The sequence below is a fragment of the uncultured Propionibacterium sp. genome, assembly GCF_963539965.1.
Lineage (GTDB): Bacteria > Actinomycetota > Actinomycetes > Propionibacteriales > Propionibacteriaceae > Propionibacterium.
This window is the reverse complement of sequence record NZ_CAUTOU010000007.1, coordinates 12,414-36,885: the sequence shown is the minus strand read 5'-3', so window position 1 is coordinate 36,885 and position 24,472 is coordinate 12,414. Positions and strand designations below refer to the sequence as shown.

The following is a 24,472-nucleotide window of genomic DNA, read 5'->3' as shown; positions in this document are numbered from 1 at the left end:
TAAATCTCTAATTATCAAACTCGTGATGGAAGAGGATTGCATGGGTGAAGACGCGGAGCGTGCGCTGACAATCGGTGTCGCGTCCAGTGCTTTGTTTGACTTGGCTGAATCTGATGAAGTCTTTCGTGAGCAAGGGCAAGAGGCTTATGAAGCCTATCAAGCCGAGCATCTGCATGATCAGTTGAAACCGGGTATCGCCTTTCCATTTGTGAAAAGACTCCTGAGTTTGAATGACTTGACTCCTGGCCTTGTCGAAGTCATCATCATGTCCCGCAACAGTCCCACCTCTGGTTTGCGAGTTATGGAGTCCATAGGCGGGCATAGGTTGGCGATCACTCGTGCCGTTTTTCGTACAGGTCGGTCCTCTACCGAATTCATGGACGTGTTCGGGATGACACTCTTTCTCTCGGCTAATGCTGATGATGTTAAAGAGGCTGTTAGGAATGGGAGTCCTGCGGGGCAAGTTCTTCGTTCCTCGGGGCGGGATGATGACGATGAAGATTCGCTGAGGATTGCTTTCGACTTCGACGGCGTGCTGGCCGATGATTCGTCAGAGAAGTTTTTCAAAAACAACCCTGACGACTATGCTGAATATGAGAGAAAGCACGCGAATGAACCACTATCAAAAGGACCTCTCGAGAATTTTCTTGCCGGAGTAAATAGAATTCAAAAGCTAGAAGATTCCAGGGTAGAGAAAGATATAAATTATGTGCGTCGAGTGCGTGTGAGTCTTGTGACGGCGCGCAATGCGCCTGCTCATGAACGTGCTGTGCGGAGTTTGCAGGAGTGGGGTGTGAAGGTGGATGACGCGTTCTTCCTGGGTGGTTTAGATAAGACAGATGTCCTCAATCAGCTGAGGCCTCACATGTTTTTCGATGACCAACTCAAGAATCTTGAATCAGCTGAATTGACCGCCCCTGCTGTACATATTCCGTTCGGTATTCGAAACAATTGGGAAGAAGAGGAGGGCTATACGAGTGGCAAGGGAACTGTAGCCAGGGGTGGAAGAGTCCTGAACTCGTTGATGGGTCGACTCAGAAAGATTTCTTCAGGGTAGGAGGGGCTGAATCGTGCAAGGATCACTTCAAGCACTCACCGATGTCTTCGAGGGCAAGGACAAGTGCCTCGTCATCCCCGGCTACCAGCGCAACTACGACTGGAAGAAGGGTAATTGTGCTCGTCTCTTCGACGACCTGCTCGACGTCATCGAGAACGATCGCCCGAACCACTTCTTCGGTTCCATCGTCTATAAGGTTGAGGGCGCCATCGGTGAGATGACCATCATCGACGGTCAGCAGCGCCTCACCACGGTGAACCTGCTCTTCCTCGCGCTCCACGATTGCCTGACCGACGGCACCCTTGAACCCGATGACGATCTCGCCGAATGGATCCGTGACGACTTCCTCAACTCCAAGCACGCCGCGAACGGCCGCAAACTCAAGCTTAAACCAGTGAAGGCCGACGCCAGTACCTACGAGAAACTGTTCTTGGCCGGGGCCGACCTTGACGAGTCCTCCAACCTCACGGCGAACTACCGCTACTTCGCCGAACGCCTCGGACGACGCGAGGTCGAACCCCGCCAGCTCTTCGACGCCATCCGCAAGCTTCAGGTGATGCGCCTGCAACTGGAGGAGAGCGACGACGCCCAGCTCATCTTCGAGAGCCTCAACTCCACCGGACTCGACCTCACCCAGGCCGACATGATCCGCAACTTCGTGATCATGGGGCAGAACCAGCAAGATCAGGAGGAACTCTACGAGCAGTACTGGAACCCCATGGAGCAAGACGCCGACTACGACAGCTCCGAGTTCATCCGTCACTGGCTCACCACCCAGCTCGGCCGCACACCCAAGAAGGATCGCCTCTACGAGGAGTTCCGCGCCTACGTTCGTACTGCCGAGCGTCCAGTGCGCGACATCCTCGCGCAGATGCGCGCCCATGCACGGCACTACCGCGACCTGCGGAAGGCGACAGTCGGCGAGCAGCGCGTCGACCACCTGCTGTGCCGGTTCAACCTGGTGGACAGGACGGTCACCATGCCCCTCCTGCTCCCCGTCATGGACGCCTATCGGAAGGGAGACTTCACCGCCGACGAGCTGCTGAAGGTGCTGACCGTGATCGACAGCTACCTCACCCGCAGGTGGGTGTGCGGACTGCCGACCAATGCCCTCAACAAGGTGTTCGCACTGGTCTGGCGCGAGGCGGTCAAGAAACACAAGGAAGGTGACTCGTTGTCGGAGATCATCGTGTTCCTGCTGGCGAGCCGGCAGGGCACGGCGATCTTCCCGGGCGACCAGATGTTCGGGACAGCCCTCGCGGAGAAGGATTTCTACCACATCTCGGCCGCCCAGCGGAACTACTTCTGGGAGTGCTTGGAGAACGGCGCCTCGAAGGACACCCGGGACATCGCGGGAGCGCTGGCAGCCGGTGACATCAGCGTCGAGCACATCATGCCCCAGACCCTGAACAGTGAATGGATGGAGAGCTTCGGGGCCCGGGCCAAGCACGTGCACGACACCTGGCTGCACCGGCTGGGCAATCTCACGGTGACCGGATACAACGCGAACTACTCAAACGTCTCCTTCGCCCAGAAACGCGACTGCGAGCAGGGGTTCAGGAGCTCCCCCTACCGCATCAACAGCATGCTCCGCGACTTGGACGCGTGGGGAGAGGACGAGATGGCCTCACGGGGCGCCGAGCTCTCGGCCATCGCCATGAGGCGCTGGCCCGAGCCGGCCGTAAGCTACAGCCTGCGCCCCGGTGCGCGCGACGTGGAGCCGATGGGCGAGGAGGGCGTCTTCACCGGCCGCACCATTCGCGGCTGGGAGTACGACGGCGTCACATATCCCGTGACCGCATGGCGGCAGATGCTCACCGGGGTCGTCTCCCCGCTCACCCGGCAGGACCCCGCCGCCGTGCGCCGGCATGCTGCCACGACGGCGAAGTTCCGCATCCGCGCACCCCGGAGCGAACCCGACGACGGCTACAGCGAGGTGGCCCCTGGCCTGGACGTGTCCGTGTGGAACAGCACGGAGGAAAAGATGGCGATCCTCCGCGGCCTCTTCCACGCGATGAGCCTGGACGCCGACGATCTGCTCTTCCACCTACGACCCGGCGGTGACAGCGAAGAACCCGGCAGCGACAAGGACGAATCATGACCGAACTCTGCCCGCCGCTGGTCGCAGGCGACCTGCGCCGCTCGCTGACCGACTACCTCGTCACCACCTTCGCGCTGTCCGACGACGACGCCCAGGCCAGCCTGCGCGCCTTCCTCGCCGACCCGTGCGACGGCATCTTCAAGGGACCGTTCCTGCGCACGAGCATGCCCTTCGCGCCCGCGCCCGCGCGCGCCGAGCACGCGCTGGCCTGGATGCCCGCCGGCTTCCAGCCCTACACCCACCAGGCCGCCGCGTTCGAGCGCCTCGACTCGTCGCGGCCCGGCGGCCCGGCGCCCACCCTCGTCGTCACCGGCACCGGCTCGGGCAAGACCGAGGCCTTCCTCATCCCCGTCCTCGACCACGTGATCCGCGCCAACGCGGCCGGCGTCACCGGCACGAAGGCGCTCGTCCTCTACCCGATGAACGCCCTCGCCGACGACCAGGCCGGCCGCCTGGCCCGTCTCATCACCGGCGAACCCGCCCTGCGCCGGATCAGGGCCGGCATCTACACCGGCGACAACATCTCGGGCACCGGCACGCGCACCGTGGTGAGCGAGCGCGGACTCATCACCGACCGGCGGATCATGCGCGCCGACCCGCCCGACATCCTGCTCACCAACTACAAGATGCTCGACCAGCTGCTGCTGCGCGGCGACGACCAGCACATCTGGGCCGCCTCGGCCGACTCCCTGCGCTACCTCGTGCTCGACGAGTTCCACACCTACGACGGCGCCCAGGGCACCGACGTGGCGATGCTGCTGCGCCGCCTCGCCTGGACCCTTGACGCTCAGCGCACCCGGCCCAACGGCGACGGCCCTCACCCGCTGCGCCCCATCGCCCCCGTCGGCACCTCCGCCACCCTCGGCAGCGACGACGACTCCGACCAAGCCATGCGCGAGTTCGCCCGGCAGGTCTTCGGCGAGGACTTCGCCGCCGACTCCGTCGTCCGCGAGCAGCGCCTCGACCAGGACCAGTGGGCCGACGGCGTCGACGCCCAGATCGCCCGCATGAGGCTGCGGGCCATCCTCATCAACTCCGTCACGGCCGCCCGGCTCGCCGACGAGGTGCGCGGCATGGACGTCGCCGACCTGTGCCGGCGGCTTCTGGCGGGCATGTACGAGTACGCCGACCCGAACGTGCAGGACAGGCGCTACCAGTACACCGACGAGCAGCTGCTCCTGCTCGCCAAGGCCCACCCCTTCATCCGCGCCTACCTGGGCGCCACAGTCCGGGCCGCCGCCGTGCGCGACCTCGCCGAGACCCTGCTGCCCGGCAGCCCGGACACCGTCGAGGCCCGCGCCGAGTTCATCCTCGACCTGCACGCCGCCCTCGCCCACCTGCGCACCATGCTCGGCCGCGTCGCCCCCAGCACCGAGACGCACCTGTGGATCCGCGAGCTCACCCGCATCGACCGCGAGGCCACCGCCGTGCCCCAGTTCGCCTGGAGCGACGACGGGGCGCGCGAGCAGGCCGCTTTCCCCGCCGTCTACTGCCGCCGCTGCGGGCGCAGCGGCTGGGGCGTGCTGCTGGCCGCCACCGGAACCAGCCTGGCCGCTCCCGACAAGGACAAGAACATCCGCGGCAACCACGCCCGCCGCGAAGGACGCTTCCGCGCCCTCATCAGCGCGCCCCGCGAGGGCGCACTGGCCGTCACCCGTGGCGAGAAGACCGCCGGCCTGGCCTGGTTCGACCCCGCCAGCCGCGCCTTCACCGGCACCCCCGAGCCCGACGACACCGCCTACCTCGACTCGCGGCTGCTGCCCGTGCTCATGCTCACCGGCACCGACGCCGACCAGCTGTCCGCCAAGGACCAGTGCCCCAGCTGCGGCGCCGACGACGCCATCAGATTCCAGGGCTCGGCCATCGCCACACTGCTGTCGGTGAGCCTGTCCACCCTGTTCGGCGAGCAGCACCTCGACCGGGCCGAGAAGAAGGCGCTCGTGTTCACCGACTCGGTGCAGGACGCCGCCCACCGCGCCGGCTTCGTCACCGCCCGCTCCCGCTCCCTCGCCCTGCGCACCACGCTGCGCTCCGGGCTCGGCCCCCGCCCCTGCACCCTCGACCAGCTCGTCGACACCATCATCGACGCCGCCGGCGACGACCCGGCCGCCCGCCACCGGCTGCTGCCGCCGTCCATGGCCGACAACGACACGTTCAAGCCCTACTGGTCGGCCGGGACCGCGCCCGCCCGGCTCGCCGCCACCGTGCGCTCGCGGCTGCTGCTCGACGCCTCCCTCGAGTTCGGCCTCGTCTCGCGCTACGGGCGCACCCTGGAGCAGACCGGCTCGGCCTGGGCCGAGGTGGACGCCGGCTCCTCGGCCTCGATCGCCGCCCTCGCCCGCCGGGCGCTGGCCGGCTCGGCCCAGCAGCAGCTCGGCGGCGCCCTCGCCGGCCTCGACGCCCCCGCCCGCGTCCGCTGGGTGCGCGGCGTGCTCGAACGCATGCGCATGCAGGGCGCCATCGACCACGAGTGGTTCGGCCGGTTCATGGAACGCGACGGCGCCCCCTACGAGATCTGGGGCGGACGCCACCCCAAGGACGCCATGCCCGCCTTCACCCCGCGGCGCTCCCGGCCCGCCTTCCCGCGCACCGGCCGGCCCGGCCCCAAGAGCCTGCTCGACCCGGTCACCGTCCCCCAGTCCTGGTACGCCCGCTGGACCGCCCGGGTGCTCGGCGTCGACGCCGGCCACGCCGGCACGCTCATGCGGGCCCTGCTCGGCGCCCTCGAGGACGCCGGGATCCTCACCGGCCGCGCCATCGCCGGCGGGGGAGCCTCCGAACGCGTCTTCGCCATCCCCGCCCACCGCATCACGGTGGCCGCCACCGGCGACCGGCAGACCGACCGGGTGATGCTGCGCTGCGACGTCTGCCACACCCGGCACGCGGCGGGCCCCGACAGCGTGCGCGAGCTCGACGGCGGACCCTGCCTGGTCGGCCGCTGCGCCGGACGGCTGTCGGTCGAGGCCATCGACCCGGACAACTTCTACCGGCAGATGTACACCGGCGGCCGGATGGAACGGGTCATCGCCAGGGAGCACACCTCGCTCGTCGAGACCTCCCTGCGCGAACGCTACGAACGCGAGTTCAAGGCCGGCGCCGCCGACCCGGCCGCCCCGAACGTGCTCGTCGCCACACCCACCCTCGAAATGGGCATCGACATCGGCGACCTGTCGGCCGTGTTCCTGTCCTCGCTGCCGCGCCGCGTCGCCAACTACGTGCAGCGCGTCGGCCGCGCGGGCCGCGCCAACGGCAACGCCCTCGACGTGGCGCTGGCCACCGGGCGCGGCGAGCACCTGCCGCGGCTCAACGACCCCGCCTCGCTCATCAACGGCGCCGTGCGCCCGCCGGCCACCTACCTGAGCGCCGTCGAGATCGCGCGCCGCCAGCTCATCGCCTCGATCGCCGACGCCCGCGCCCGCGAGACCGGCAGCAGCCCGGCCACCGCTGGCCAGGTCATGAGACTGGAGCCGGGCAGCCTGCTCGCCGACGTCATCGAGCGCGCCGAGGCCGACCCCGACCGGCTGGTCGACCACTTCGCCGCGGGCTTCGACGGCATCTTCGACGCCCCGTTCGTCCAGGAGCTCCGCGCCTGGGCCCGGCCCGCCGGCGGGCCGGCGACGAGCGGCCTCGCCCGGTACGTCAGGCGGGCCGTCGACCGCTGGGACGCCGAGCTCGACGACCTCGACCAACGGCGCGCCGACATCGAGGAGGCCCTGCCGCACCTGCGCGACCTCGCCGCCGGGGCGAGCGAGGGCGGCGACGAGCGCAACGCCGTCCACGAGGCCGAAGCAGCCCTGGCCTACCTGAAGCGGCGGACCGCCGAACGGGGGAGCGGCCACTGGATCCAGCCGCTGGAGCTGTACGGGCTGCTGCCCAACTACACGCTCATCGACGACCAGGTCGAGCTCGACGTGCAGGTCACCTGGTTCGACGAGGACGCGCACGAGTACAGGAACGAGCCGTACACCTACACCCGCGGCTCGGCCCGCGCCCTGCGCGAGTTCGCGCCCGGCGCCACCTTCTACGTCGGCGGCCGCCGCATCCAGGTGGACAGCGTCGACCTGGGCAACCGGGGCCAGCACCTGCGCACCTGGGCGCTGTGCCCCGAGTGCGGCTACCGCGAGGACGTCACCGGCGGCCGCGCCCAGCCGGCCAGGTGCCCCCGATGCGCCGGCACCGGCATCGCCGACACCGGCCAGCAGTACCAGATGGTGGAGCTGTCCAGGGCCTCCGCGCAGGTGAGCCGCGACGGCTCACGCATCGACGACACCGACGAGGACCGCACCAGGGCGAGCTTCACCATCGTGCCGATGGCCGACATCGACCCCCAGTACGTCACCGAACGCTGGTACGCCCAGGACGCCGGCCTCGGCGTCGTCTACGCCCAGCGGCTCGACCTGGCCTGGTTCAACCTGGGACCGCGCAGGCCCGGCCCCGCGCAGCAGATCGGCGGGCACCGGGTCGAGGCTCCGCTGTTCCGCGTCTGCGAGAGCTGCGGGCACCTCGACCAGGACCCCAACGCGAACTCCGCCAGGGAGCACCAGCCCTGGTGCCGGCACCGCAACGACCCCGGCGAGCACGCCCGCCAGATCATCCTCAGCCGCTCGCTTACCACCCAGGGCCTCCTTCTGACCCTGCCCTGGCAGACCGCCGCGGGCGACCTCTACGCCATCCCCAGCCTGCGCGCCGCCCTGCGGCTCGGCATGCAGAAGGCCTTCGGCGGCTCACCCGACCACCTCGGCGTGGCGAGCGTCAACGCGTCGCCCGGGCCCGGCCAGCCGGTCACCGCCGGCCTGCTCATCCATGACCTCGTGCCCGGCGGCACCGGCTACCTGGCCGACGTGGCCCGCCCAGAGAAGCTCTGGCGCATCCTCTCCCAGGCCCACGCCGCCGTCCGCGACTGCCCCTGCCGGGACGAGGGGCGCCTGGCCTGCCACCGCTGCCTGCTGCCGTTCGCCGACTTCCAGGACCTCGACCTGGTGTCGCGCACCAGCGCCGAGCGCAGCCTGCGCGAACTGCTCGGCGGCGATGTCGGCGGGGCCGAGAGCGGCGGGAACGACTCGCAGCCGCGGTGGCGGATCACCGACGAGGCCCCGCGCACCGATCGGGACGACGAGTCCTTCCTCGAGAAGCGCTTCCGCCGGGCCTTCACCCGGATGGTCCAGGCCGCCGGCGGCGTCTGCCACGAGCAGGTGAGCGGCAGGGGCAACATCATCACCGCCGGTTTCGGCCCGCTGAGCTGGCGGCTCGAACCCCAGGTCAACGTGCTCGACAGCCGCCCCGACTTCGTGCTGCGCGGCGCCGGCATGCCCGAACTCGCGATCTTCACCGACGGCTTCACCTATCACGCCGCCCTGGACACCAATAGGCTCGCCGACGACGCCGCGAAACGGCAGCACCTGCGCGAGGCGGGCATCCCGGTGCTCGCCGTCACCATGGACGACATCAACGCCTTCGAGCAGTCCCTGGACCAGGGGACACCGCCCGCACGGCCCTTCTGGTTCGACGAGCAGGTCATGACGGGCGCCAAGACCATACCCTCCCTCGGCTTCAACCGGAGCGCCCAGCAGGCCGTGCTCGACGGGCCCTTCGGCATCCTGCGCCACTGGATGACCGCGCACGCCGAGGCGCTGGACAACCTCAGGGCCTTCGGCTCTGCCGCGCCCATGTGCCTGTCCCGGATCGGGGCGCCGTGCTCGATCAGCGCGGGGGAGGCCATGGTGCAGGCCGCCCGCGAGCTGCTCGACGGCGGCCGCCCGCAGGGACTGATCCCCAACGCCTGGTGGTGGCACGACGGCCCGCTCGGCGTGCTCGTGCGCGCCGAGGGGGAGCAGCAGGTGCGCATCGACGTCGTCCTCGTCCTCGACGACGACCCGGCCGCCCTCGGACAGCCGGAGTTCAAGGACGCCTGGCAGCGCTGGCTCGGCTTCTCGAACGCCCTGGCGCTGCGCGGAAGCCCGCACCGGACCCGGGTCACCACGACGAGCAGCCTGACGGGGACGGCGGATGGCCGGGAGGCCCTGGCCGAGAGCCCCGCCCGGCTGCCAGACTTGAGCCCGGAATGGCTCGACATCCAGCAGGAGCTGGGCGCCGAGGTCGCGTTCTCGCCGGAGTTCTTCGGCCGGCTCGCCGGCGCCGGCCTGCCCCTGCCCGAGGTGGGCGAGGAGCTCGGCCCGGGCATCCCCGTCGACCTGTCGTGGCCGCAGCAGCGCGTGGCGGTCATGATCGAGCCCGGCGAGCAGGACATCACCGACCTCGCCGCCGAGGGCTGGCGTCTCCTGCCCGCCGACGCCGACACGATCCTGGACGCGATGGAGGCGCACCGTGACTGAGTCGATCGTGGTCATGAGCAAGCAGGCCAACAAGCTCGAGAAGTCGCTGAAGCAGAAGGCCTACACCTTCCTCGAGAAGCTCGGTAAGGACGACTCGATCTCGGGCCTCCACATCGAGAGGATCGAGAGGGCCGTCGACCCGCGCGTGCGTACCGGGCGGGTCGACAGGCAGTACCGCGCCGTACTGTTCCGCCTCGACAGCCGGGGCAGGCGCTACTACGTGCTGCACGGCATCTACAACCACGGCGAGGCGATCGGCATCGCCCTGCGGACGAGGCTGAGCCTCAACCCGGTCAACGGCATGCCCGACTTCGACATGGTCGACCAGCAGGCCCCCGCCCAGCCGGCCCCGGCACAGGCATCCTCGCACGGCCGTGGTGTCACCGCTCGGGCCCCCGTGCCAGCGGCTCCGGCGGCAGAGGCTGAGCGGCCCCCGGCGATCATCGCCACCGTCGACGAGCTCGTGACGGGCCTGGGCTTCAGCCCCGAGCTGGCAGCCCGGGCCGTCGCCCTGCCCGACGAGGACGCCCTGCTGGCCCTGGCCGAGAAGGTCGGGGGCTGGCGGGCCATGGCCCTCATCGACCTGGGTACGGGGCGCTCCATCGAGCAGATCCGCGAGAGCCTCGAGCTCGATGCTCGCGAGGGCGGGGCGGAGGACACCGACGAGGCCATCGTCGACGGCCTGCAGGCCCCGGCCGCGCGGATGGAGTTCGCCGTCATCGAGGGAGCCGGCGCGCTGCGCGCCGTCATCGAGGGCGGCGACTTCGGCGCCTGGCGCGTCTTCCTGCACCCCACCCAGCGCCGCTGGGTCGAGGGCCGGTGGAACGGCCCCGCCCGGCTGACCGGCGGCGCCGGGACGGGCAAGACCGTCGTCGTGCTGCACCGCGCCGACTCGCTGCTGCGGCAGCACCGGAAGACCCGCGTCATCGCCACCACCTTCACCCGCAACCTCGCCGACGAACTCGACCGCGGCCTGCGCCAGCTCAACCCCGAACTGCCCTTCGCCAGGGGGCTCGGCCGGCCCGGCGCCTACGTGTCGGGCATCGACGCGCTCGCCACCGCCGTGCTCAGGAACGCCGGCGACGGCCTGGACGAGGCGACGGCCGCCGTGCTCGGCACGGGACGCTCCGAGCTGTCCCGGCGCACCGGCGAGCAGAGGGCCTGGCGCGACGCGCTGGACGCCGCAGGCGGGGCACTCGCCCCCCGCCTGCGCAACACGGCGTTCCTGAGCAGCGAGTACGAGCAGGTCATCCTACCGAACCTCATCGCCACCGAGGCCGGCTACCTCAGGGCACGACGGGACGGCCGCAGGGTGCGGCTCAACCGCGCGGCCCGCAAGGCCGTCTGGCAGGTCGTGGAGCGCTACCGCGCCGACACCCGCCTGGCCGGGACGATCAGCCACGCCGAGGCGGCGGCCATCGCCGCCGCCCACCTGGAGCAGGCCGGACCGCTCGCCGACCACGTGCTCGTCGACGAGGGCCAGGACCTGTCGGCCTGCCACTGGCGGCTCGTGCGCGCCCTCGTGGCCGACGGGCCCGACGACATCTTCATCGCCGAGGACTCCCACCAGCGCATCTACGGGGCCCGCCTCGTGCTGTCGCGCTACGGCATCAACACCCGCGGCAGGTCGCGCCGCCTCACGCTGAACTACCGCACGACCGCCCAGATCCTCGGCTGGGCCACCGGGGTGCTCGAAGGAGGCGACTACGTCGACCTGGACGAGGACCGGGACAGCATTGAGGGCTACCGCTCGGCCCGCAGCGGCCCCCGCGTGCGGCTCATCAGGGCCGACTCGCTGACCGACGAGCTCGACGAGGCCGCCGGGACCCTGCGCGCCTGGCTGGCCGTCGGCGACACCGCGCCCGAGACCCTCGCCGTGCTCGTCCGCTCCCGCGCCACCCGCGACCTGGTGGTCGCCGGGCTCGCCGAGCGCGGCGTCCCGGTGACGCCGGTCGACCAGGCCAGGGTGCGGCCCGGCCGGCCGGTGGCCATGACGATGCACCGGGCCAAGGGCACCGAGTTCGCCAGGGTGCTGCTCTTCGGCGTCTCGCAGGACTCGATCCCCGCGGCCGTGCGCGTCTACGACTACGACGAGGCCGAGCATGACGACGCCGTGCTGCGCGAGCGCTCCCTGCTCTACGTGGCGGCCTCCCGGGCCCGCGACGAGCTGGCGGTCACCTGGGCCGGCGAGGCGAGCGAGCTCCTGGGGCAGTGGTGAGGCGCGGGACGCCGTGGAAGTTCGCCCACTCGCCAGCCTGCCCGCCCCTCCTGCAGATCGAACGCTGCGGTACTCGCCCGCCCGTCAGCCCCGGTGGTGCGGCGGCTCCGCGTACAGCGCGTGTTCGCTGAGCTGCAGCGCATTGGTCACCAGCGCCGCCACGTGCTCGTCGGGGCTCTGGTAGAAGTTCGTCGTGCCGTCCCTGCGCACCCCGACCAGTCCGGCGGTGCGCAGCTTGGCCAGGTGCTGCGAGACGGCCGGCATCGGCCGGTCGAGCTTCTGCGCGATCTCGGTCACCGACATCTCGTCCTGGCTCAGCATCGCCAGGATCGACAGGCGCGTGCGGTCGGCGAGCAGCTTGAGGACGCCGACCGCGTACGCGACCTCGCCCTCATCGGGGGTCCTGGGGCTCATGACGCCTCCTCACCGCTCCGCCTCGTCGTCCTGACCGCGACTCCACAGTACGCCGGCGGCCACCGCCGCCACCGCGCCGACGGCCGCCATGACGAGCGCAGTCCGGTCCAGCCCCCACGCGGCGAGCGCGCCCGTCAACGGATAGCAGACGAGCCAGCACCCGTGCGACAGCGAGAACTGGCCGGCGAACGCGGCCGACAGCCGCTCCGGGGCGACGGCACGGGGGATCAGGCGCCCGACCGGCATCTCGACGCCCGCCCAGCCGGCGCCGATCAGCAGCCACAGCACGGCGACCGCGCCCGGGGCCCACGAGGCGCGGGCCCAGGCGAGCACCGCACCCACCGCCACCAGCGCCGCGCACAGCAGCGCCGCGCCCGGCAGCATCACCGAGCGCTCGCCCGCCCTGTGGAGGACGCGCGGCAGAGCCAGCGCCGTGGCGATCGAACCGGCGCCGTTCACCGCCAGGAAGAGCGCCACCATCGTCTGCGACATGCCGAAGCCCGAGCGCACCACGACCACCGTCTGCACCAGCACGAACGAGACCACCGCCGCGACCGTCACGTTCAGCGCCACGACGGGGCGCAGCGCCGGGGTGCGGAAGAACAGCTCGACGCCCGCCCTCGCCCGGGTGAAGAAGGGCTCCTCGTCGTCGTCCCGCGCGAGGCCCAGACCGGCCGGGAGCGCGGCCGACAGCACCAGCAGGGCCGAGGCCGCGAAGCCGAGCGCCGTGCCGAAGAACAGCGCGTTGGCGGGCACCGCCAGCAGGAGCACCGCCGCCAGCATCGGCGACAGGATCGTCTCGAGATCGCCCGCCAGGCGGGCCAGCGACAGGGCGTTCGTGTAGTCGTCCTCGTCGGGCAGCACCGCCGGGACGACCGACTGGAAGGTCGGGGTGAACGTCGCCGAGGCCGCCTGCAGGACGAACACCAGCACGAAGATCTGCCAGGTCGCGCCGACGAACGGCAGGAACAGCGCCGCGGCGAGCCGCAGCACGTCCGAACCGATCATCACGGCGCGTCGCGGCAGATGGGCCACGGCCGCATTGGCCAGGGGCGCGACGAAGACGTAGGCGATCATCTTCACCGTGAAGATCGCGCCCAGCACCGCGCTCGCGTCGGCGCCGGCGATGTCGTAGGCCACCAGCCCGAGCGCGACCGTGGCCAGGCCGCTGCCCAGCAACGAGCAGACCAGCGAGCCGAACAGGTGCGAGTACACCCGATGACGAAGGATCCTCAACATGAGATCAATGCTTGCATAGATAAACAATTAATAAAATATCGGGACGGGGCGGACGCGTGCCGGCCCCACCCGCCAGAAGGGGCGTCCGGTGGAGTCCTCCCGGCTCGTCGGCCTGGCCCGTCGCGTCGCCGGCGGAACGGGCCGGCCCCCCAGATGAGAGAGTCATCGATCCGGCCGGGCCGCGCCGAGGTTGACCTTAACAAGAATGACTCTTATCTTAAGGCATCGTTCAGTCCCCTTGATCGGCGCGTCCCAGGGTTCGCACCCCCCGTTAGGAAGAAGCCATGACCACACCCGCGGGTGTCTCCGCCTCCGACAAGAATCCCGACGACTCCTCCGACGAGCCCGTCATCCGCTCCTCGGCCCGCGGCGGCCTGCGCGACTCCGTGCTCGGCACGCGCAACCTCATGACGGTGGCCGCCCTCGGCGTCGTGGGCGCGATCATCGTCGTCCCGCTGACCTACCTGTCCGTCGTCGTGGCGGTCAGCCCGAGGGGCATCCTCGTCATGTGCGCCCTCATGGGCGTCTGGATCATCCCCTACCTGCTGCCCGGCGTCATCGTGAACAAGCCCGGAGCCTTCGTCATCAGCGGGCTCGTCATGGGAGTCGTCTCGGCCTTCCTCACCCCGGAGGGGCCGGCGGCGATCCTCGGCAACCTCATCGGCTCCCTCTACGTGGGTGTGCCGGTGGCGATCTTCCTCTACCGGCGCTGGACCTGGCGGATCTACGCCATCTCCGGCATCGTCTTCGGCGGGTTCAACGCCGCCGTCTACGGCGCCGGATTCCACATCGCCCTGACCGGCGGCCAGGTTGCGCTGGGCGTCGTCCTGTCGATCCTGTCCTGCTGGGCGGGGGCCGGGGTCTGCCTGCTGCTCAAGCGGGCCCTGGCGCGCACCGGCGTCGGCGTCACCCGATGACGGCGGCCGGCGCCGCCGGGGCACGGGACGCCTCCCCGCTGGCCCGCCTGGACCGGGTGAGCGTGCGCTACGCGGGCACCGAGGCCTGGGTGCCCGAGGGCGTGACGCTCGACCTGCCCGCCGGCACCAGCACTCTCCTGCTGGGCCCGTCGGGCTGCGGCAAGTCCACCGTCACGCTCACCCTCAACGGGCTCGTGCCCCACTCGGTGCCCTCCGACTACCGCGGCAGCGTCCTCGTGGCCGGGCAGGAGGTGGCCGAGGCCGACATCTCCCACCTGGCCCGCAATGTCGCCATGGTCATGCAGGACCCCGACTCGCAGGTCGTCACCACGAGGGTCCTCGACGAGGTCTGCTACGCCCTGGAGAACCTGCGGGTGCCGGTCGAGCAGATCGAGCCGCGGGCGATGGGCGCCCTGGATGCGGTCGGCATGGCCCGTTCCGCGCAGGCCAGCCCCTGGGAGCTGAGCGGCGGGCAGCGCCAGCGGGTGGTCCTGGCCGCCGCCCTCGCCGTCGAGCCGGCGCTGCTCGTGCTCGACGAGCCGACCGCCAACCTCGACCCGGCCGGATCGGCCGACTTCTACGCGCTGCTGCCCGGGCTCAAGGAGCGGGGCATGGCGGTTCTGGTCGTCGAGCACGACCTGGACGAGCTCATCGGCGCCATCGACCACGTCATCGCCCTGGACGCCGACGGCGCCACGATCGCGGTCGGTCCGCCGCAGGAGGTCTTCGGCGCCCATGGCGAGGCGCTCGCCGCGGCGGGCATCCGCCTGCCCACCGCCGTGCGCCTGCATCGGCTCCTGGCCTCACGGGGGCTGCTCGGGGCCGCCGCCGCCGCGCCCCCCGTCCCGCTGACGCTCGACGGCGCGGCCCGCGAACTCGCCGGCTCCCGCCTCGAGAGCCCGCCGTCCTGTCCCCGCGCCCCGTCGGGGCGGACCGCCGGCGATCGATCCCGCGTTGATGACGGAGCCGGGCCCGTGCTGGTCGCCCGGGGCCTGCGGGTGCCGCGCGGGCGGGGACGGCGCCGCCACGAGGTGCTCCACGACGTCTCCCTGACTCTGGACCGCGGCGAGGTCCTCGCCGTCGTCGGGGTCAACGGCTCGGGCAAGTCCACGCTCCTGCGGGCGCTCGCCGGACTGGAGCGGTGGACGGCCGGGGAGGTGACCGTCGCCGGCCGCCCCCGTCGGCCCGGCCGGCCCGGGCGCGTGGTCACGCTCGTCATGCAGAACCCGGAGCACCAGTTCCTCGAGCGGACCGTGCACGATGAACTCGCCCACGGCATGCGCCTGGAGGGCGCGGGGGAGGGCCGGGTGGAGCAGGCCGTGGCCGAGATGCTCGCCCGCTTCGACCTGGCCGACCGCGCGGACGCGAACCCCTTCCTGCTCTCGGGCGGCCAGCAGCGGCGCCTGTCCGTGGCGTCGGTGCTCGGCGAGCACCGGGAGGTCGTCTGCCTGGACGAGCCGACCTTCGGCCAGGACCGCCGGGGCGCGGAGGCCCTCATGGCCCGCCTCCACGACGTGGCCGCCCAGGGCGCGGGCCTGATCATCGCCACCCACGACATGGAGCTCGCCGCCGAGCACGCGGACCGCGTGCTCGTGCTGGCCGCGGGCGAGGCGCTGGCAACGGGCCCCGCGGGCGACGTCCTGTCCGACGCCGGACTCCTGGAACGCGCGGGCCTGCGGCCACCGGCCCTGGCAGCGCTGACGCGGACGGCCAGGGGCATGGGGGCGGCGGTCCCCTCCTGCGTGTCCTGGAAGGAACTGATGTGAGCGAAGCAACCACCATCCCGTCCTCCTCCGAGGAACGCGGCCCGGGCCTGGGCCGTCTTCCGGCCTTCGACCCGCTCTCGCCGTTCGCCGCGGTCGTGCCGCTCATCGTCGCCGTCGCGGTCCTGAACACCCCGGTCCCGGCGCTGTGGACGCTCGGGGCCGCCGTCGTGCTCATCGTGCTGACGGACCTGCGTCGCGGCCCGCTCCTGGCCGGCATCGTCCTGACGCTCGCCGTGCTCATCGGCGTGCTCCTGGCCGTCTCCGCCCCCATCGAGCGCGTGGGCTCCTCGCCCGTCGCCGTCGATCTCCTCGGCGTGAGCCTCCAGCGCAACCAGCTGATCGCCGGCGCCCGTCTGGGCGGCAAGGTCGGGGCGGCCCTGTCGCTGTTCCTCCTCACCGGTCTGCTCGCCAGCCCGCAGGAGCTGCTGAAGGCGATGGTGACCCACTTGCACCTGCCCTACCGGATCGCCTACGCGGGCGTGGCCGCCATCGGCTTCCGCGAGCGCTTCACCATCGAGTACCGCGTCATCCGGGAGGCGCACGCCCTGCGCGGCACGCGCGCCCCGTTGCGTGTGCTGCGACCCCTGGTACGCCGCTGGACCGCCGTGCCCGCTCTCATGGCCGGGGCCGTGCGTCACGCCGAGCGGGTGTCCATGTCGATGGACGCCCGCGGCTTCGGCGCCCACCCCACTCGCAGCGAGCGCTCGGTGCCCCGCTGGCGGGTGCGCGACACGGTCCTGGTGCTGGCCTGCTGGGGGCTGGCCGTGTTCGTCATGGTGCACTTCAGCGGCTCGGGCCTGGTGTTCCACGACATCTGAGGAGCCCGGCCCCGGGTTGGCCGTCGTGCCCCCCAGCCACTCGCCTGCCTAATCGTCATGCCGCCGGCTACCCGCTCATCCCGGACGGTCCCGCGCACCGCCGCCCCCGGCGCCGCCTCGCACAAGCCCACCGCCTGACGGCGGAGCCCCTCCTGCCCATGGTCGGATCATCTCGCTCTCCCCGTCCCCACAGGCCGGGGTGCCGGAGAAGGGACTCGAACCCTCACGCTGTCAAGCACAGGAACCTAAATCCTGCGTGTCTACCAGTTCCACCACTCCGGCGGGGCCCGATCAGTCTAACCAGTTCTGTCCCCGGCCGGCGCAAGGCGGCGTTCTCATCGGGCGGACGTGCCCCGCCTCCGGACCGCAGAGGGGGTCAGCGATCGAGGCGTACGGACCAAGAACCTGTTCCGCCTGCTCGGGGACGGGCTCGACGGGTATGCCCGCGACATGCCGGGCCAGATGCGTGCCCTACTCGCTCGGGCCGAGCCGCCCCTCGTCCGGCCGGGTAGGGTGCGGGCATGGCGCATCGGCAGGGCGGGCGACGAGAGCACCGCCGCCACGCGCGGCCATCTGGAGGCGCTGCAACAGGGCTCCGAGGCCCGCTGATGGGCTGAGCACACCCTGGGCGGGCCACGAGCGGGTTGGGCGGCTGCGCGCCTGCCCGGTAGGATTCGATGTTCACCGCGGCGGGTCGCGGAACCGGACCTCCGGGACTGGATCCGGCCGTCGCGGAGGCACCTGCCCGGGCCCGGTGGGGCCGCCGACCGAAAGGACATCACCATGGGACTCCTCAGCTTCCTCCTGCTCGGCCTCGTCGCCGGCGCCATCGCCAAGCGCATCATGGGCACCGACCGCGGCGGCTGCCTGGTCACCATGCTGCTCGGCATCGCGGGCGCCATGGTGGGCGGCTGGCTCGGCATCACCCTCTTCGGCGTCCCGCTGGGCTCCTTCTTCTCGCTGAGGACATGGCTGCTGTCCATCGGCGGCTCGCTGGTCGTCCTGTTCGTCTACGGGCTGATCACCGGCGGGCGCTCCGGGCGCAGGTGAGACCGGGCTACTGACACGATGCGCCCGTTCATCGGAGAGCGGGCCACCGTCAAGTCTGGACGATCCTCGACCAGCCGAGTCGATCACGTGAGGGGAGCGATCAAGTCGTACGGCTGAGTCCCGGAGACATCAGTGTTCGCCACTATCGTGAGTTCTACCGATCCGGATCACGTGGTGGGGAAGCATGACTGGGAAGACGAACGCATCCAGGGGTGAAGAGCGCGCGAATGGCGTGCATGTGACGAACGATGTCATCATTCCGCAGGAACTCATCGACGCACATCATGACGGGAACCTCGTCGTCTTCGTCGGGGCCGGGGCCTCGATAAAGGCGCCGTCATCCCTGCCCTCCTTCAAGAGTCTCACGAAGACACTGGCGGAGATGGCGCGTGTGCCCTTCCTCGTGGAGGACGGCATCGATAAAGATGGCGCAGTGCGGTGGGTGGAACCGCAGGAACTGGATCGCTTCCTCGGGAGGATGCCGAAGGACTTCGCCCTCCATCGTCATGCCATGGAATTGGTTTCGCCAGAAGGATCGTTCCCGAATTCGACTCATGGTGCAGTCATACATTTGGCGGACTCAGGCGGTGGCCTGCGGATCGTAACCACCAACTACGATGATCATTTGGCAGACGCGGCAGGGGAAGCCGGAATCGATATCCGAGGGCGATGGAATGCACCCCTCCTTCCACAAGGCGACGATTTCGAGGGGCTGGTGCACCTGCATGGCTCCATCAAAGGCGACTCACGTGGCGTCGTGCTCACCGACAAGGATTTCGGCGAGGCCTATCTTTCCAACGGCTGGGCAACGCGCTTCCTCGTGCCGATGTTCAGACGATACGTCGTGCTTTTCATCGGCTACAGCTACGGTGACCTCATCATGCGTTATCTGACCCGTGGTCTTTCCTCCGGGGTGCGATGCTATGTCATGATGGACAGTTCGAAGGCTGATGCCGATGACTGGAGGAGCCTCGGTGTGACGCCGATAGGCTACTCGGTGAGTGGGAACGACCACGGGGCTCTTGTCGATGCTCTCCGAGGCTGGGACGAATTGGCCCGGATGCGACACCCTGAGCATCGCGACAGGATGACGAAGATAGTGAAATCGGGGAAGGATGTTCTGGCCGCTGTCGATCGGGATTACCTGCTCGGACAGCTGGCAACAGTTCGAGGGGTCGAGAATTTCGAAGCATCCTGTCGACTGCTCTCCGCTCCAGCTGAGAAGAATTCGTGGTTGCGCTGGATCGAGACCGAGGTTCCAGACTTCTCTAGGGCCTTCAGAGGGGAAACTGTCGGCGAGGCGACGAAAAAGCTCCTCCAGTGGTTCGCAGAGACATTCATCGCCGATCCGAAACTCCACGGCGCCGCCCTTCAGGCGGTTCGGCGACTGGGGCAGCGCTTCAATGATGATCTGTTGAGTTTGGCTCGTTTGGCTGCCGTGGATCTTGGAGTGAAGGATGAGGTCGCCGGGAATCGGTGGAAGATGTTCCTCCTCACCTCCGTGGGACGTCCGGTGATGGCTCCATATCGAGGGCCGCTTCCGCATGAACCTGGCGCTTCTGGGGAACACATGGCAGTCTTGACAGAAGCTCTTCGTCCTCATCTGATCCTATCCTCGCATTCGGACTATTCTGATGAGAACTTGGCATTCCCGCACTGTGAGCCTAAGTGGGAGATCGATGGACCGAGCTTGAGCAGTCACTTGAAGATGGTGGTCGAACAGGCGGAACCGGGAAACTTGGAACTCGGGTTGATGTTGGAGAAGGCGCTGCTCTCGGTTTATCATTTGACGGACGCCTATCATGATAGTAAGGTGTACAGGATGTTCGACGAATTAATTCAGTTTGTCGACATGTCGGATGAACCGTACTGCCATCGAACTCCTGTCAACTCACTCGTTGACGCTCTTCGCGACTACGGAGTCAAAGCAATGACTTCTGGTGAGAATCTCGTGCAGCGGTGGTGGAGTTTCGATTGGCCCCTGTTCCAGCGTCTGGCGGTGCATCTGGTCACTGAATCCGGCATGAACGCTGATGACAAGATCACCTGGGTGCTCGATCACGACGCACTGTACCTATATGTACTCAAACCCGAAGTGCTTCGCCTTCTGATAGACTCTGTCGCTCAAGCAACTTCGCAGGTCAAGGACAAGCTCCTAGCCAGGATCATGAGTGGATCCTATCCACACGGTGAGCAGAACACGGACTATAGCAATGAGCTTGCTGATTATGATCACTACACGATACTGAGCCTATTGCACCGGAAAGATCCTCAGTGGGACGAAGTGGATGAAATCCTCAGATCGTTGGAGCTTCAGTACCCCAAACTCGAACCGCCGGACTATCAGGACCTGGTCCAGCGCGTAAAGGGAGGGGGTGCTGGTGGAAAAGCGCCAATGCCAATGAAGGATTTCCTCCGTCTGCTCCATGAAAACCCCGGCGGGGTGATGAAGGATCTCCTCGGCCGTGAGTACTCACCATGGGGAACCAGTGAAAGTACGTGGTGTGACGCTCGTGCCATGGTGACCCGTGCCTGTGAGGGGCAAGCGGGTGCAGGAAGGCTCATCATCCAGGGAATGGAGGAACAGGCTGAAGGGCATGAGGATCGTGTGAAGGATCTCCGCCGTGCTGTGGTTGAAAGCTGGGGGAAAGCCGATCTGTCGGGTGTTGAAGAACCCGTCATTCGAACTGTGGGCGAACTCGTGGACTCCAGTGACGAATCTGATCTGAATGCGGTCGGAGATTTCTTGGTCGAACAAATTAAAATACAGAAAGACTCGATCGAGTCCTCACTGATCGTGTCGATGAGAGGTTTCGCGAAAGACCTGTGGTCGCGTCATGCCACGAGCTTCAAGCATGAAGAGAACGTCTCCCTTGCTGGTGTGAGCCCGCTGTACTGCTGGCCTGGGAGCGTAGCGCGTTACTGGGTGATGGAGAGCTGCCGACGCAGGCGGGCTCCAAGCGAAAAGCAGTGCCTGAACGAAGAGGAGAAAACTGCCCTTACGGGTCTTCTGCGCGCTCCCGCCCGTGCCCTCGACGCCACCCTGCCGGCACTTGCCAATCACCTTGCCTTTCTGTTCGATGTGGATCCTGGATTTGTACAGGACGAGCTGATTCCATTTTTCGATACTTCCACTCTCGCTTGGAGCGCATATCTTTGCAATCCTTTCTGGACGAGTGGTCTATTAAATTCCGGGCTACTCCAAAGCATGATTAATTTCTGGCCAAGGATAGACGACTTGGAGGGCTCAATCAAGGAGAAATTCATCGCATTGACGCTTGATGCGCTGTCTTCCACTGATACGTGCAGTGATGAACGAGCAGGTCTTCTTGATAGAACCGTGCTCGTGAAAGACGGTGCCTTTGCTGTTCCCTTCGCGAGGAGTGTCATGATATTTCTTGATCTGGACAGGGTGGATGAGACCGAGGTGTGGCGAACCTGGCTGAAGGACCATGTCGCCAGAAGATTGGATGGGTTGCCTCGGGAAGCAAAAAAGGATGAATTGGAATGCTGGGCGGACGTCGTGCCTTTCGTTGGAGACGCCGTGCCTGAGGCTGTCACGATGATGCAGGGACACGAGATTCCACTTAGCGAGCAACAATTCTGGAGGTCGAGCTTTCCGGGGAAGGTCTTTGCGGATTTCAGTGAGTGGCTGGTGGCTTTCTATACGGAACGAGTGTCCGCAACGGTCGTACCTGTACAAGGGGGTTTTCCGATTCGTCCCTTCGGAAAACTTGTAAAATCACTCCGAAAACATCTGGGGGACGAGGGAGTACGCCCGCTCGTCGAGGCCGCTCAGAAAGCTGGCATCTGGTATCCCCAAGATCAATGAACCGCGAACGATGTTCAGCGCGCTGAGTGGTTTGAGTGAGTGCGCCATCGCGTCCCAGGCGCTCGACTCCTGTCCGCCAAGGCCGGACCGGTCCGCGTCGCTTGGCAGATCAGGCCACAATTGACCTATCACAAGCCACGATCAGGAGCAGGTGACGGCAATGGCGACCGAGGGGATCAGTCCGCTGGAGCAGACGATCATCAACCAGACCCGCGAGCTCGGCAAGGACCACCCCACGGTGCTGGCCAGCCGCGCGGACCTCGCGGCGCAGGTGGGCGAGGGCGGCGACCCGGCCCGCGCCGCCCGCCTCTACGAGCAGCTGCTGCCCGATCTGGAGCGCGTCCTGGGCCCCGACAGCGCCGACGTGCTGCTCGGGCGCAGCAACCACGCCCACTGGATCGGCTCCTCCGGTGACCCGGCCAGGGCCGCCGAGCTCGACAGGGAGCTCGCCGCCGACATGGAGCGCCTGCTCGGGCCCAACCACCTCAACACGCTCACCACCCGCGCCAACTACGCCGGCTGGCTCGGCGAGGCCGGCCAGGCCGAGCGGGCCGCCGAGCTGTACGCGGAATTCGTCGCCGACCAGACCGCCGTCCTGGGCCCCGACAGCGCCGACGTGCTCGTCAGCCGCGCCAACTACGCCGACATGCTGCGCCGCGCGGGCCGCAGCGACGAGGCCGTCGCCCAGCTCGAGTCCCTGGCCGCCGACCAGGCCCGGGTGCTCGGCGCCGACCGGCCCGACACCCTGGCCATCCGCGCCGGCCTCGCCGAGTGCCTGCTCGAGTCCGAGCAGCCTGAGCGCGCCGCCGAGGTGTACGAGGGGCTCATCCCCGACGAGACCCGCGTGCTGGGCGCCGAGCACCCCGACGCCCTGGTCAGTCGTGCCAACTACGCCGAACTGCTCGGACGGATCGGCCGCGCCGAGGAGGCCATCGCCGAGTTCGGCAGGATCGCCGAACAGGTCGGACCGTCCATGGGCGAGGCCCACCCGTTCACGCTGGCGGTGCGCGGCAACATGGGCAATCTGCTCGCCCAGCAGGGCAGGATCGCCGAATCCCTGCGGGTCTTCGAGGCGATCCTGGCCGACATCGAACCCGAGTTCGGCACCGACGACCCCAGCACCGTCACCGCCCGCACCTCGGTGGAGTACCTGCGCGAACAGCTGCACCAGCAGGGGCCGACGGCCCGCGACCTCTGATCACCGCGCGGTCATCGCGGGCGCTGCGCGCCGGCGCTCAGCCGATGCCGAGCTCGCGGGCGATCCGTTCGGCGTGCCCGGCGGCGCGCACGTTGTACATCGCCCTGCGGACGGTTCCCGACCCGCCGGCATCCACGTCGATGATGAAGGTCGAACGCACCAGGCCGACGATCTTCTTCCCGTAGATCGTGCGCTCCCCCCACACACCGTAGGCCTCGATCGCCTCGTGCCCGGGATCGGACAGCAGCGTCACCCTGAGGCTCTTCTTCTCACGGAACTCCATGAGCTTGTCCCGGGTGTCCGGGGAGATGCCGACGATGTCGACGCCGGCCTCCGTGAACGCGTCGACGTGCCCTGTGAAGTCGATCGCCTGGGTCGTGCAGCCGGGTGTGAGGGCGGCCGGGTAGAAGTACACGACGACTGTGCGGGAAGAGTGATCCGACAGGCTCACCGTCCTGCCGTCGGCGTCGGGCAGGGCGAACGCGGGGGCCCTGTCGCCATCAGTCAACTGAGTCATGACCCCACCCTATGGGGGGCGGGCGGTGGGACGGGCCCGCACCGCGGACGTGCCGTGGGCAGGCCCGATTCGCCACCCGGGGCCGTGGTGGGAATAGGCTGTGGTGCACCACCACTGGCGGGCCCGTCCGTGCAGGCGCGGACGGCCGCAGTGGCCCGAACCGAGGTCCCCGCACCCCCATGAGCCGGTGCGGCCCGCGAGCAACTGGAGGAAGTCGTGGCCAAGTCCGAGACCAACATCGATCAGATCAGGGCGCGCATCGCCGCCTCGCGCCGCCAGGTCGCCGGCAGCGTGCAGGGTCTGACCGCGACTGTGCACCCCACCGCCGTGAAGAACCAGGCCGTCTACGAGGTCAAGACCTTCGCCAGCGACAGCTACGAGAACGCCAAGAGCGCCTTCGTCGACGAGTCGGGCCCCCGCTGGGACCGCATCGGCACCGTCGCCCTGGCCGTCGTCGGCGTCGCCGTCTTCGGCCTGTCCGTGCGCGGAATAGTGCGGGCCTTCCGTGGCTGACGAGCAGCCGCCGGCCGCCCCCGAGTCGGAGCTGCCCATCCGCATGCTCCACGAGCGCGTTCTCGTGAATGCCGATGAGGACAAGGGCGAGCGCCGCAGCGAGGGCGGGATCCTCATCCCGTCCACGGTGCAGATCGCCCATCGCCTGGCATGGGCGCGCGTCGTCGCCGTCGGGCCCAGCGTCCGGGCCGTCGCCGTGGGCGACAGGGTGCTGTTCGACCCCGAGGACCGCGCCGAGGTCGAGGTGCGCAGCAAGGCCTATGTGCTGCTGCGCGAACGGGATCTGCACGCCGTCGCCGACGAGCATCTCGCCGAGGGGCAGACGGGCCTCTACCTGTGAGCCGAGCCGGACTCTGATTTGTCCGGTGTCGTCGAAGGGTCTATAGTTTTCTGACGCACGCGCTGCTAGCTCAATTGGCAGAGCAACTGACTCTTAATCAGTGGGTTCAGGGTTCGAGTCCCTGGCGGCGCACAGCACGAGGGGTCCCCTCCAGAGGCCT

16 protein-coding genes and 2 tRNA genes are annotated in these 24,472 nt (G+C 68.5%); 14 read left to right on the top strand and 4 right to left on the bottom strand.

What is annotated here, in order from left to right:
- Positions 1-40 precede the first annotated feature (40 nt).
- Genes R2N01_RS02965 through R2N01_RS02950 form a run of 4 tightly spaced genes read left to right on the top strand, consistent with a single transcriptional unit; the run spans position 41 to position 11,708 of the window.
- Positions 41-1,057: a 5'-nucleotidase gene (locus R2N01_RS02965; protein WP_316668294.1), complete on the top strand. Its 1,017-nt coding sequence runs from the start codon at positions 41-43 to the stop codon at positions 1,055-1,057.
- A 13-nt stretch (positions 1,058-1,070) separates the two neighbouring features.
- Positions 1,071-3,158 (top strand): DUF262 domain-containing protein, encoded by a 2,088-nt coding sequence (locus R2N01_RS02960; protein WP_316668292.1) that lies wholly within the window; start codon positions 1,071-1,073, stop codon positions 3,156-3,158.
- Positions 3,155-9,490 carry a DEAD/DEAH box helicase gene (locus tag R2N01_RS02955; protein WP_316668290.1) on the top strand — a complete coding sequence of 2,112 codons (6,336 nt, stop codon included), beginning with the start codon at positions 3,155-3,157 and terminating at the stop codon, positions 9,488-9,490. Before R2N01_RS02960 ends, R2N01_RS02955 begins: the two co-directional genes overlap by 4 nt.
- Positions 9,483-11,708 carry a 3'-5' exonuclease gene (locus tag R2N01_RS02950; RefSeq protein WP_316668288.1) on the top strand — a complete coding sequence of 742 codons (2,226 nt, stop codon included), beginning with the start codon at positions 9,483-9,485 and terminating at the stop codon, positions 11,706-11,708. Before R2N01_RS02955 ends, R2N01_RS02950 begins: the two co-directional genes overlap by 8 nt.
- Positions 11,709-11,792: 84 nt before the next feature.
- On the opposite strand, the gene R2N01_RS02945 is transcribed toward R2N01_RS02950, so the two are convergent.
- A complete protein-coding gene (locus R2N01_RS02945) occupies positions 11,793-12,122 on the bottom strand; it encodes a metalloregulator ArsR/SmtB family transcription factor (RefSeq protein WP_316668286.1) in 330 nt (109 codons plus the stop codon).
- Between the two features lie 9 nt (positions 12,123-12,131).
- Positions 12,132-13,361, bottom strand: coding sequence for an MFS transporter (locus tag R2N01_RS02940; protein WP_316668284.1), 1,230 nt, complete (start codon positions 13,359-13,361; stop codon positions 12,132-12,134).
- 284 nt (positions 13,362-13,645) lie between these two features.
- Here R2N01_RS02940 and R2N01_RS02935 point away from each other — a divergent pair, with 284 nt between their 5' ends.
- The 3 genes from R2N01_RS02935 to R2N01_RS02925 are packed head-to-tail and all read left to right on the top strand — an operon-like array spanning position 13,646 to position 16,862.
- The gene (locus R2N01_RS02935; RefSeq protein ID WP_316668281.1) at positions 13,646-14,278 is read left to right on the top strand and encodes an ECF transporter S component; all 633 of its coding nucleotides are present in this window, start codon (positions 13,646-13,648) and stop codon (positions 14,276-14,278) included.
- On the top strand, positions 14,275-16,044 hold the full coding sequence (locus R2N01_RS02930; RefSeq protein WP_316668279.1) for an ABC transporter ATP-binding protein: 1,770 nt from the start codon (positions 14,275-14,277) through the stop codon (positions 16,042-16,044). The genes R2N01_RS02935 and R2N01_RS02930 overlap by 4 nt, the downstream gene beginning before the upstream one ends.
- Positions 16,041-16,862 (top strand): energy-coupling factor transporter transmembrane component T, encoded by an 822-nt coding sequence (locus R2N01_RS02925; protein WP_316668277.1) that lies wholly within the window; start codon positions 16,041-16,043, stop codon positions 16,860-16,862. Before R2N01_RS02930 ends, R2N01_RS02925 begins: the two co-directional genes overlap by 4 nt.
- A gap of 200 nt (positions 16,863-17,062) precedes the next feature.
- Here the strand turns inward: R2N01_RS02925 and R2N01_RS02920 are convergent.
- Positions 17,063-17,144 (bottom strand) — tRNA-Leu (locus R2N01_RS02920).
- Positions 17,145-17,210: 66 nt separating this feature from the next.
- Between R2N01_RS02920 and R2N01_RS02915 the strand changes: the two genes are divergently transcribed.
- The 4 genes from R2N01_RS02915 (at position 17,211) to R2N01_RS02900 (ending at position 22,942) form a co-directional block, all read left to right on the top strand.
- Positions 17,211-17,471 carry a hypothetical protein gene (locus tag R2N01_RS02915; protein ID WP_316668275.1) on the top strand — a complete coding sequence of 87 codons (261 nt, stop codon included), beginning with the start codon at positions 17,211-17,213 and terminating at the stop codon, positions 17,469-17,471.
- 174 nt (positions 17,472-17,645) lie between these two features.
- Complete coding sequence (locus tag R2N01_RS02910) at positions 17,646-17,912, top strand: GlsB/YeaQ/YmgE family stress response membrane protein (RefSeq protein WP_316668273.1); 267 nt, start codon at positions 17,646-17,648, stop codon at positions 17,910-17,912.
- Positions 17,913-18,150: 238 nt separating this feature from the next.
- Complete coding sequence (locus R2N01_RS02905) at positions 18,151-21,744, top strand: SIR2 family protein (protein ID WP_316668271.1); 3,594 nt, start codon at positions 18,151-18,153, stop codon at positions 21,742-21,744.
- Between the two features lie 160 nt (positions 21,745-21,904).
- On the top strand, positions 21,905-22,942 hold the full coding sequence (locus R2N01_RS02900; protein ID WP_316668269.1) for a tetratricopeptide repeat protein: 1,038 nt from the start codon (positions 21,905-21,907) through the stop codon (positions 22,940-22,942).
- A gap of 37 nt (positions 22,943-22,979) precedes the next feature.
- Here R2N01_RS02900 and bcp read toward each other — a convergent pair whose 3' ends face one another.
- Entirely contained in the window at positions 22,980-23,459 is a 480-nt protein-coding gene (bcp, locus tag R2N01_RS02895; RefSeq protein ID WP_316668265.1) for a thioredoxin-dependent thiol peroxidase, read from the bottom strand.
- A 216-nt stretch (positions 23,460-23,675) separates the two neighbouring features.
- Between bcp and R2N01_RS02890 the strand changes: the two genes are divergently transcribed.
- The 3 genes from R2N01_RS02890 (at position 23,676) to R2N01_RS02880 (ending at position 24,444) form a co-directional block, all read left to right on the top strand.
- Entirely contained in the window at positions 23,676-23,972 is a 297-nt protein-coding gene (locus tag R2N01_RS02890) for a DUF3618 domain-containing protein (protein WP_316668263.1), read from the top strand.
- A 43-nt stretch (positions 23,973-24,015) separates the two neighbouring features.
- Positions 24,016-24,312 (top strand): co-chaperone GroES, encoded by a 297-nt coding sequence (locus tag R2N01_RS02885; protein WP_316668339.1) that lies wholly within the window; start codon positions 24,016-24,018, stop codon positions 24,310-24,312.
- A 59-nt stretch (positions 24,313-24,371) separates the two neighbouring features.
- A tRNA-Lys gene (locus tag R2N01_RS02880) sits at positions 24,372-24,444 on the top strand.
- Positions 24,445-24,472: the final 28 nt, after the last annotated feature.